Raw genomic sequence first — 9,837 nt, 5'->3', positions numbered from 1 at the left:
GTAGGAGTGAGCCTGCTCGCGATGGCGGCCTGACAGCCGACCAATTTCTTGCAGGTGTTCACCGAACCCTGTGGGAGCTGGCCTGCCAGCGATGGCGGCCTGAGAACCGACCAATTTCTTGCAGATGTACACCGTCTCATTGTAGGAGCGAGCCTGCTCGCGAGGCATTCTCATGGTCAACCGATCTCTTTCAACAGACCAGCAATGCCAAGTTGCAGGCCATAAAAAAGGCGCGAACCTCTCGGAACGCGCCTCTTTTGTCGCAGCGATGTATCAGCTGCCCAGTGCCTTCGATGCCAGCCAGAACAGGCCGGCCGACAGGGCCACTGTCGCGGGCAGGGTCAGGACCCAGGCCAGCAGGATGGTCCGCACGGTGCCGCCTTGCAGGCCACTTTTGTTGGCGACCATGGTGCCGGCAACGCCTGAGGACAGGACGTGGGTGGTGGAGACCGGCAGGCTGAAGATGTTGGCCATGCCGATCAGGCTCGCGGTAGTGATCTGTGCCGACATGCCTTGGGAGTAAGTCATGCCCTGCTTGCCGATCTTCTCGCCGATGGTCAGCACCACGCGTTTCCAGCCGACCATGGTCCCCAGGCCCAGGGCCAGGGCGACCGCCAGAATCACCCAGAACGGAGCGTATTCAGTGGTGGTGGTCAGGTCTTTGCGCAGTTTGTCCAGGTCAGCCTTTTCACGGGCAGCGAGACCAGGCAGCTTGCCGACTTTCTTCGCCGTGTCATCCAGGCAGAGCAGATAACGACGCACTTCGATGCGGCTTTCCGGCGACAGCGAGTGGTAATCCGCTACACCTTTAAGGGTGCCGAGGAGGGCGGTGATGGTCGGTTCGGTCTGTTGCGGGTTGCAACGGAATTTCTCCGGCAGATCGCCTTCCACGCTTTTGCCCAGGGCCAGGTACTCGCCCAGGGTGTCGGCGTTGCGCTTGTAGAACTGGCTCAGGTGCAGGGTCGCATCGCGGGTCCGTTCGATCTGGTAGGTCGTGCTGCCCAGGTCGAGAACGAACTGCGCCGGCACGATACCGATCAGCACCAGCATGATCAGGCCGATACCTTTCTGGCCATCGTTGGAACCGTGCACGAAGCTCACGGCCATGGCCGAGATCACCAGCACCAGGCGATTCCAGAACGGCGGGTGTTTCTTGTCGTCGATCTTGCGGCGCTGTTCCGGTGTCTTGTGCATCTTCGACAGAGGACGCCACCATTTCAGACCGATCAATATCAGAGCTGCGACCAGGAAACCCGCCATCGGCGAGAACACCAGGGACGCCCCGATGTCGATCGCTTTCTGCCAGTTCACGCCATCGGCCAACGGAATGTCGTTGATCAACGCGTTGGCCAGGCCGACACCGAGGATCGAACCGATCAGCGTGTGGGAACTGGAGGCCGGGATACCGAAGTACCAGGTGCCCAGGTTCCAGGTGATGGCGGCGGCGAGCAGCGAGAACACCATGGCCAGCCCGTGACCGGTGTTCACATTGATCAGCAGCTCTACCGGCAGCAGGTGGACGATGGCATACGCCACGCCGACACCGCCCAGCAGTACGCCGAGAAAGTTGAACACACCGGAAAAGAACACCGCCAGATGAGGCGGCATGGCTTTGGTGTAGATAACGGTGGCCACCGCGTTAGCGGTGTCATGAAAGCCGTTGATGAACTCGAAGGCGAGGACAAAGGCAAGGGCGAGCAAGAGGCTCACAAGCACCCAAGCATCCAGTCCGCTGAATAAATCGATCATGAAGGTTTTCTGACCCGGTCATAAGGGGGCGCGATTATGCCAGAAAAGACTGCTAATCGATGCACTAGGTGCTCATCGGTAACATTCTTCAACGAATTAGTTTGTGACGATAGCCTATCCCCGAGGTTTTTACCGGGTTTTGCAAGTCATTGAATTCAGATGAAAAGGCCGCAGCCACAAGGGTTTCTCTCGTGAGGCCGAGAGGCTTGAACACTTGTGTGAAATATCTGAGAGGAGGGTCAGGCAAGTGCCATTTACCTCATCCGCAAGGTGAGGTGGCCGCTGCCCGCTTGTAGCGGGCGCGAAAGGCATCATCAGAACACCCCGCTTTTAACGGGTGCCGATGCAGACCCTGAAAGGATTCAGGCCGAAGTAATCAGGGTTCTTCGGCTTTGAGTTCCTTTTCCATCTTCTGCAATTCCTGGGTGAATGCCTGATCTTGAACGGTGGCGCGTTTACGCCAGGGTTTGCGTTCGGGTTCGGGCTGAGCGGCGTAGGTGGTGACTTCCCCGCCGTAAACTTCCTTGTAACGTTGTTCCTGGCGCTCAAGTTCCGCGCGCAGTTCGTCTTTCGTCACAGTGCTACCTGTATGAGTTGAGATAAATTCTGGTGAAACGCGCTGCATCGAATCTATTGACCACACTCGTCGAAAGGCCAATGCCCGATAAAGGCATCGTTTTTTACGGCGTGCGAACAATACTTCCATGTTGCAGGCGGCCACGGCACCAGAGAAAAACAGCTGACGTAGCATCAGTTACCTGTTTCAGCGAGCGCGTTGGCGGAACATATGAAATGAGCGTCAAGCGCTTGCTGCAGGCAGCGACGATAGAAAACCGGGCTGCCGGGTAGCGGAACCGGCACGTAAAAACCGCTTCGCCACTGAGGTGCATTATAGCGGTCGATCCGAAGAACACTATCGCTTGAGAGTTAAAAGTAGTTCTACCTGTGTGATTGTTTTGTTACTCACAACTTTCAGCGGTAACTAGGGTGTGGATGATGTCACATTGCGACGATGTCTTTCTGACGCCATAAAGTCGAACAAGTTAACCCCACTACATCAGCCCTTAATCAGCGAAGAATAAAAGCATGTAGCGGACACTGCGCAAATCAGCGCGGATAAGGTGGCCATCGCCTGTAAGGCCGATTGCGATTATCGGTCGATGGTTCGATAATCGCCCAATCTTGCGGCCTGTGGCTTGTGTGCCGGACCCGAAGCCGCATGTAATAGCCGCTGAGCCGTGTAGGAAAAGGACCTGATATGAACGATCAAATGCGCAATTCCTTCGCTTCAGTGGCGCCGCCGATCGTGGCCTCGCCCGCCAAGCGAATCCAGGCCCTGACCGGCGACCCGGATTTCATGACGTCGCTGGCCCGGGGATTGGCGGTGGTTCAAGCGTTCCAGGAGCGCAAACGGCACCTGACCATTGCCCAAATCAGCCACCGCACGGAAATTCCCCGCGCCGCTGTGCGACGTTGCCTGCACACCCTGATCAAACTCGGCTACGCCACCACCGACGGTCGCACCTATTCGCTGCTGCCCAAAGTGCTGACGCTCGGCCATGCCTACTTGTCCTCGACGCCTTTGGCGGTGTCCGCCCAGCCGTATCTGGACCGCATGAGCGAGCAACTTCACGAGGCCTGCAACATGGCCACGCTGGAAGGCGACGACATTTTGTACATCGCTCGCTCGGCGACCACACAACGCCTGATTTCCGTCGACCTTTCGGTGGGCGGGCGGTTGCCCGCGTATTGCACGTCCATGGGCCGGATTCTTCTTGCGGCACTGGACGACACGTCGCTGCGCGAATACCTCGACCATGCGGAGTTCCAGGCCAAGACCAGCCGAACCTTGCACACCCCCGAGGCGTTGCTCGAATGTCTGCAAGAAGTGCGGCAACAAGGCTGGTGCATCGTCGATCAGGAACTGGAGCAGGGCCTGCGTTCGATTGCTGTTCCGGTGTACGACGCTTCGGGCCAGGTAGTGGCCGCGCTCAACGTCAGTACCCACGCCGGACGGGTCAGCCGCAACGAGCTGGAGCAGCGTTTCCTGCCTGGTTTGTTGAGCGCCAGTCGTGACCTCAGTGCCCAGTTGTTTGCCTAAGCTGTTCGATAAACGCACAGAGTTGCGTTTATCGAATTGACGCTGTTTCCCCAAGATCACTAATGTCGCGGCAGCGCCAGCCTTGGCTGGCACATGTCCGACTGCGTTCTTGCGTGGAATAAAAATAATGAACCAGCCTCAGTCTGCTGTAGGGAACTGCCTCGATGTGCAGTCCTTCATCAATGCTCAACCCATTTCGCGCTACCAGTGGCGAGTGGTGATCCTGTGTTTCCTGATTGTCTTCCTTGATGGCCTCGACACTGCGGCCATGGGCTTTATCGCGCCGGCCCTGTCCCAGGACTGGGGCATCGATCGAGCCAGTCTCGGCCCGGTAATGAGTGCCGCGTTGATCGGCATGGTCTTCGGCGCACTGGGCTCCGGTCCCTTGGCTGACCGCTTTGGGCGAAAAGTCGTACTGGTCGGCGCGGTATTGTTGTTCGGGGCTTTCAGCCTGGCCTCGGCTTACAGCACCAACGTCGATCAACTGCTGGTGCTGCGCTTCCTCACCGGCCTGGGCCTCGGCGCCGGGATGCCGAACGCCACCACGCTGTTGTCGGAATACACCCCGGAGCGCAAAAAATCCCTGCTGGTGACCAGCATGTTCTGCGGCTTCAACCTCGGCATGGCCGGTGGCGGGTTTATCTCGGCCAAGCTGATTCCGGCCTTCGGCTGGCACAGTCTGCTGCTGATCGGCGGGATTCTGCCGTTGATCCTCACCGTCGTGTTGCTGTTCTGGCTACCGGAGTCGGCGCGTTACCTGGTCGTGCGCAACCGTGGCACCGACAAAGTGCGCAAGGCCCTCGCACCGATCGATCCGACGGTCGTCGCCCAGGCGTCGAGCTTCAGCGTGCCGGAACAGAAAACCGTGAAGGCGCGCAACGTGTTCGCGGTGATCTTCTCTGGCACCTATAGCACCGGCACCTTGCTGCTGTGGCTGACCTACTTCATGGGGCTGGTGATTGTTTACCTGCTGACCAGCTGGCTGCCGACGTTGATGCGCGACAGTGGCGCGAGCATGGAACAAGCCGCGTTCATTGGCGCGCTGTTCCAGTTTGGCGGGGTGCTGAGCGCCGTAGGCGTGGGTTGGGCGATGGACCGGTTCAATCCGCACAAGGTCATCGGCATTTTCTACCTTCTGGCTGGGGTGTTTGCCTACGCGGTAGGGCAGAGCCTGGGCAACATCACGATTTTGGCGACGTTGGTGCTGGTGGCCGGGATGTGCGTCAACGGCGCGCAATCGGCGATGCCGTCGCTGGCGGCGCGTTTTTATCCGACCCAAGGGCGCGCGACCGGGGTGTCGTGGATGCTCGGGATTGGCCGGTTCGGCGCGATTCTCGGGGCGTGGATGGGCGCGACGTTGCTGGGGTTGGGCTGGAATTTTGAACAGGTGCTGACGGCGCTGGTGATTCCGGCGGCGGTGGCGACCCTGGCGGTGGTGATCAAGGGCATGGTCAGTCATGCGGATGCGACCTGAGTCCGGATTTCAACATCTTCGGTGCGTTTGAGGGCCTCTTCGCGGGCAAGCCCGCTCCCACAAGGATTGCGCATCAACCTGTGGGAGCGGGCTTGCCCGCGATGCTTTTAAGGATCGGTAGTCAGACAACAATCTGTTCGATAAACGAACACTCAGTCGATTATCGGATTGTTTGGCGTTTTGCACAGGCTTAACCTGCAGTCATTCCGGCGCTGCGCATCGCGCCTTTTTCTACCACTGTCGGTTCATCACAAACGGGAGCCTGCCCCATGGCTGAAATCCTTTCGCTGCACGACGCGGTGAAGCAATTCGTCAACGACGGCGATACCGTCGCACTCGAAGGCTTCACCCACCTGATCCCTACGGCGGCGGGTCACGAAATCATTCGCCAGGGCAAGAAGGATCTGACGCTGGTGCGGATGACGCCTGACCTGATCTACGACCAGTTGATCGGCGCCGGTTGTGCCCGCAAGCTGATTTTCTCCTGGGGCGGCAACCCGGGTGTCGGTTCGCTGCACCGTCTGCGTGACGCGGTCGAGAAGCAGTGGCCGCACGCGCTGGAAATCGAAGAGCACAGCCACGCCGACCTGGCCAATGCCTACGTCGCTGGCGCTTCCGGGCTACCGTTCGCGGTACTGCGTGCCTACGCCGGTTCCGACTTGCCGAAGGTCAACCCGCTGATCAAAACCGTCACTTGTCCGTTCACCGGCGAAGTATTGGCCGCCGTGCCTTCGGTACGCCCGGACATCACCGTGATTCACGCGCAGAAAGCCGACCGCAAAGGCAACGTGCTGCTGTGGGGCATTCTCGGCGTGCAGAAAGAAGCCGCCCTGGCCGCCAAACGTTGCATCGTCACCGTCGAGGAAATCGTCGACGACCTCAATGCACCGATGAATTCTTGCGTGCTGCCGACCTGGGCCCTGAGCGCGGTCTGCCATGTGCCTGGCGGCGCGCATCCGTCCTACGCCCACGGTTACAACGAGCGCGACAACCGCTTCTACCAGGCTTGGGACCCGATTGCCCGCGACCGTGAAACCTTCACTGCGTGGATCAACGAATACATCCACGGCTGCGCTGACTTCAGCGAGTTCCAGGCCAAGCTGGCCGCTGCTTCGGAGGCCAAGTAATGACTTACACCACCAATGAAATGATGACCGTCGCCGCCGCCCGCCGCCTGAAGAACGGTTCGGTGTGCTTCGTCGGCATCGGTCTGCCGTCGAAAGCCGCCAACCTGGCGCGCCTGACGTCTTCGCCGGATGTGGTCCTGATCTACGAATCGGGTCCGATCGGTGCCAAGCCAAGCGTACTGCCGCTGTCGATCGGTGACGGCGAACTGGCGGAAACCGCTGACACCGTCGTCCCGACCGGTGAGATTTTTCGCTATTGGCTGCAAGGCGGGCGCATCGACGTCGGGTTTCTCGGCGCCGCGCAAGTCGACCGCTTTGGCAACATCAACACCACCGTGGTGGGCGACTATCACCAGCCGAAAGTCCGCCTGCCGGGTGCCGGTGGCGCGCCGGAGATTGCCGGCTCGGCGAAAAGCGTACTTATCATTCTCAAGCAATCGGCACGCTCCTTTGTCGACAAACTCGACTTCATCACCTCGGTCGGCCACGGCGAGGGCGGTGATTCTCGCAAGCGTCTCGGCCTGCCGGGCGCAGGTCCCGTGGGGATCATTACCGACCTGTGCATCATGGACCCTGAAGCGGACACGCATGAGTTTGTGGTCACCGCGCTGCACCCGGGCGTGACTCGCGAGCAAGTGATTGCCGCCACCGGTTGGGCGATTCGCTTTGCCGAGACGGTTGAACACACCGCCGAGCCCACCGACGTCGAGCTGAAGGCGCTCAGGGACCTGGAAGCTCGCACCGCCGCCGCCCACGGCCAGGCACCGGGAGAAGCATGATGCGCGACGTTTATATCTGCGACGCGATTCGCACCCCCATCGGCCGTTTCGGTGGCGGCTTGTCAGCGGTGCGTGCTGACGACCTCGCCGCCGTGCCGATCAAGGCGCTGATGGAGCGCAACCCGTCGGTGGACTGGAACGCAGTGGACGAGGTGTTCCTCGGCTGCGCCAACCAGGCCGGTGAAGACAACCGCAACGTCGCCCGCATGGCGCTGTTGCTGGCGGGCCTGCCGGAAAGCATTCCCGGCGTCACCCTCAATCGCCTGTGCGCGTCGGGCATGGACGCCATCGGCACCGCGTTCCGCGCAATCGCGAGCGGTGAAATGGAGCTGGCGATTGCCGGCGGTGTCGAGTCGATGTCCCGCGCGCCGTTCGTGATGGGCAAGGCCGATGCGGCGTTCTCGCGCAACATGAAACTGGAAGACACCACCATCGGCTGGCGTTTCATCAACCCGTTGATGAAAGCGCAATACGGCGTCGATGCGATGCCGCAGACCGCCGACAACGTCGCCGACGATTACGCCGTATCCCGCGAGGATCAGGACGCTTTCGCCCTGCGCAGCCAGCAGCGCACTGCCGCCGCGCAAGCTGCAGGATTTTTCGCTGAAGAAATCGTCGAAGTGCGGATTGCCCACAAGAAAGGGGAAACCGTCGTCAGCCAGGATGAGCATCCACGCGCTGACACCACCCTGGAAACCCTGGCCAAACTGAAACCGGTCAACGGTCCCGACAAAACCGTCACCGCCGGTAATGCTTCCGGTGTGAACGACGGTGCGGCGGCGTTGATTCTGGCCTCCGCCGAAGCGGTGAAGAAACACGGCCTGACCGCCCGCGCCAAAGTGCTAGGCATGGCGAGCGCCGGTGTCGCACCACGGGTGATGGGCATCGGCCCGGTGCCGGCGGTGCGCAAATTGACCGAGCGCCTCGGGCTGGCCGTCAGCGATTTCGATGTGATCGAACTCAATGAAGCCTTCGCCAGCCAAGGGTTAGCGGTACTGCGTGAGCTGGGCTTGGCGGACGACGCGGCCCAGGTCAACCCGAACGGTGGCGCCATTGCCTTGGGCCATCCGTTGGGCATGAGCGGTGCGCGTCTGGTCCTGACCGCGTTGCATCAGCTTGAAAAAACGGGCGGCAACAAAGGCCTGGCGACCATGTGCGTCGGTGTCGGCCAGGGTCTGGCCTTGGCCATCGAACGCGTCTGACGCCCGGCAGACTAATAAGAACAGAGGAAAGCGAAATGACTGACAAGCCTGGTTACCGTCGCCCGCAGGAAGGCACCCAGCCGGACTATCTGCACCCGACTTATCAATCCACCAACCGTCGCGCGCCGTCCAAGCCGTTGGTGTTTTTGCCACATTCGTTGTCGGAAATTACCGGCCCGACCATCGGCGCCGAGCGTATCAACGAGAAGGACAACGACCTGACGGTGCAGCACGCGGGTGAACCGTTGGGCGAGCGCATCATCATTCACGGCCGCGTGCTGGATGAAGACGGCTTGCCGGTGCCGGGGATTCTGGTGGAGATCTGGCAGGCCAACGCCGCCGGTCGCTACAACCATGCCCGCGACCTGCACGACGCGCCGCTGGACCCGAACTTCACCGGCACCGGTCGCACCGTGACCGACGCCGATGGCTGGTACCAGTTCCAAACCATCAAGCCCGGCGCCTATCCGTGGGGCAACCACCACAATGCGTGGCGCCCGGCGCACATTCATTTCTCGCTGTTCGGGCCGAGCATCCTGACGCGGCTGGTCACGCAGATGTATTTCCCGGGCGACCCGCTGCTGGCCTATGACCCGATCTACAACTGCGTACCGGATACCCGCGCCAAAGAGCGTTTGATCGCCACGTTCGATCTGGAAAAAACCATCCCTTCCTATGCCCTCGGTTATCGCTGGGACATCGTCTTGCGCGGCCGCGAAGCCACGCCGATGGAGAAATAAGATGACGCTGAACGCGACCACGTCCCACACCGTCGGGCCGTATTACCACATCGGCCTGACCTGGCTGAACCGCGAAGATTTGACCGTCGAACACACCCTCGGCGAGCGTGTGGCGATCACCGGGCAAGTCGTCGATGGCAACGGCGATTTCGTTAACGACGCGATGCTGGAAGTCTGGCAGGCCAATGCCGCTGGTAAATACGACCATCCCGAAGACGACCAGACCAAGCCCCTGGACCCGAACTTCGAAGGCTTCGGCCGGGTGCCAGTGGACGCCGAAGGGCGCTTTCGTTTCACCACGATCAAACCCGGAACGGTGGAAGGCCTGAAGGGCTCGACCCAGGCGCCGCACCTGGTGGTGCTGGTGTTCGCTCGCGGGTTGGTGAAGCACTTGCTGACGCGGATTTACTTTGAGGGCGAACCGGCGAACCTCGACGACCCGCTGCTGGAATGTGTACCGGCCGAGCGCCGCAGTACCTTGCTGGCGAAGCAGGATGCGTCGGGTGTTTATCAGTGGAATGTCATCCTGCAAGGCACCGATGCCGAGACGGTGTTCTTCGATTACTGAAAACACCGAAAATCCCTGTAGGAGCCAGCAAGCCGGCTCCTACAGGGGGGATTGGTGTTGCTGATCTATCGGTGGAACGGGACTGTTGCAGAGTGTG

At 60.5% G+C, this 9,837-nt stretch carries 9 protein-coding genes; 7 read left to right on the top strand and 2 right to left on the bottom strand.

Annotated elements, in window-relative coordinates:
* Window positions 1-273: 273 nt before the first annotated feature.
* Both K0F88_RS12595 and K0F88_RS12590 read right to left on the bottom strand, forming a co-directional pair.
* Window positions 274-1,749, bottom strand: coding sequence for an inorganic phosphate transporter (locus tag K0F88_RS12595; protein WP_219095263.1), 1,476 nt, complete (start codon window positions 1,747-1,749; stop codon window positions 274-276).
* Between the two features lie 376 nt (window positions 1,750-2,125).
* A complete protein-coding gene (locus tag K0F88_RS12590) occupies window positions 2,126-2,326 on the bottom strand; it encodes a hypothetical protein (protein ID WP_007935837.1) in 201 nt (66 codons plus the stop codon).
* A gap of 681 nt (window positions 2,327-3,007) precedes the next feature.
* Here K0F88_RS12590 and pcaR point away from each other — a divergent pair.
* The 7 genes from pcaR (at window position 3,008) to pcaG (ending at window position 9,740) form a co-directional block, all read left to right on the top strand.
* On the top strand, window positions 3,008-3,850 hold the full coding sequence (pcaR, locus tag K0F88_RS12585) for a pca regulon transcriptional regulator PcaR (RefSeq protein WP_010462552.1): 843 nt from the start codon (window positions 3,008-3,010) through the stop codon (window positions 3,848-3,850).
* Between the two features lie 127 nt (window positions 3,851-3,977).
* On the top strand, window positions 3,978-5,324 hold the full coding sequence (locus tag K0F88_RS12580) for an MFS transporter (protein WP_219095262.1): 1,347 nt from the start codon (window positions 3,978-3,980) through the stop codon (window positions 5,322-5,324).
* 269 nt (window positions 5,325-5,593) lie between these two features.
* The gene (locus K0F88_RS12575; protein ID WP_007947285.1) at window positions 5,594-6,451 is read left to right on the top strand and encodes a CoA transferase subunit A; all 858 of its coding nucleotides are present in this window, start codon (window positions 5,594-5,596) and stop codon (window positions 6,449-6,451) included.
* Entirely contained in the window at window positions 6,451-7,230 is a 780-nt protein-coding gene (locus K0F88_RS12570) for a CoA-transferase subunit beta (RefSeq protein ID WP_219095261.1), read from the top strand. The genes K0F88_RS12575 and K0F88_RS12570 overlap by 1 nt, the downstream gene beginning before the upstream one ends.
* Window positions 7,227-8,432 (top strand): 3-oxoadipyl-CoA thiolase, encoded by a 1,206-nt coding sequence (pcaF, locus tag K0F88_RS12565; protein WP_219095260.1) that lies wholly within the window; start codon window positions 7,227-7,229, stop codon window positions 8,430-8,432. The genes K0F88_RS12570 and pcaF overlap by 4 nt, the downstream gene beginning before the upstream one ends.
* Before the next feature lie 35 nt (window positions 8,433-8,467).
* A complete protein-coding gene (pcaH, locus tag K0F88_RS12560) occupies window positions 8,468-9,172 on the top strand; it encodes a protocatechuate 3,4-dioxygenase subunit beta (protein WP_219095259.1) in 705 nt (234 codons plus the stop codon).
* Between the two features lies 1 nt (window position 9,173).
* Window positions 9,174-9,740 (top strand): protocatechuate 3,4-dioxygenase subunit alpha, encoded by a 567-nt coding sequence (gene pcaG / locus K0F88_RS12555; protein WP_219095258.1) that lies wholly within the window; start codon window positions 9,174-9,176, stop codon window positions 9,738-9,740.
* Window positions 9,741-9,837: the final 97 nt, after the last annotated feature.

It is taken from the genome of Pseudomonas sp. UMAB-40 (genome assembly GCF_900095275.1).
GTDB lineage: Bacteria > Pseudomonadota > Gammaproteobacteria > Pseudomonadales > Pseudomonadaceae > Aquipseudomonas > Aquipseudomonas mandelii_B.
The sequence above is the reverse complement of the archived record's forward strand: the minus strand, read 5'-3'. Positions and strand labels throughout refer to the sequence as shown.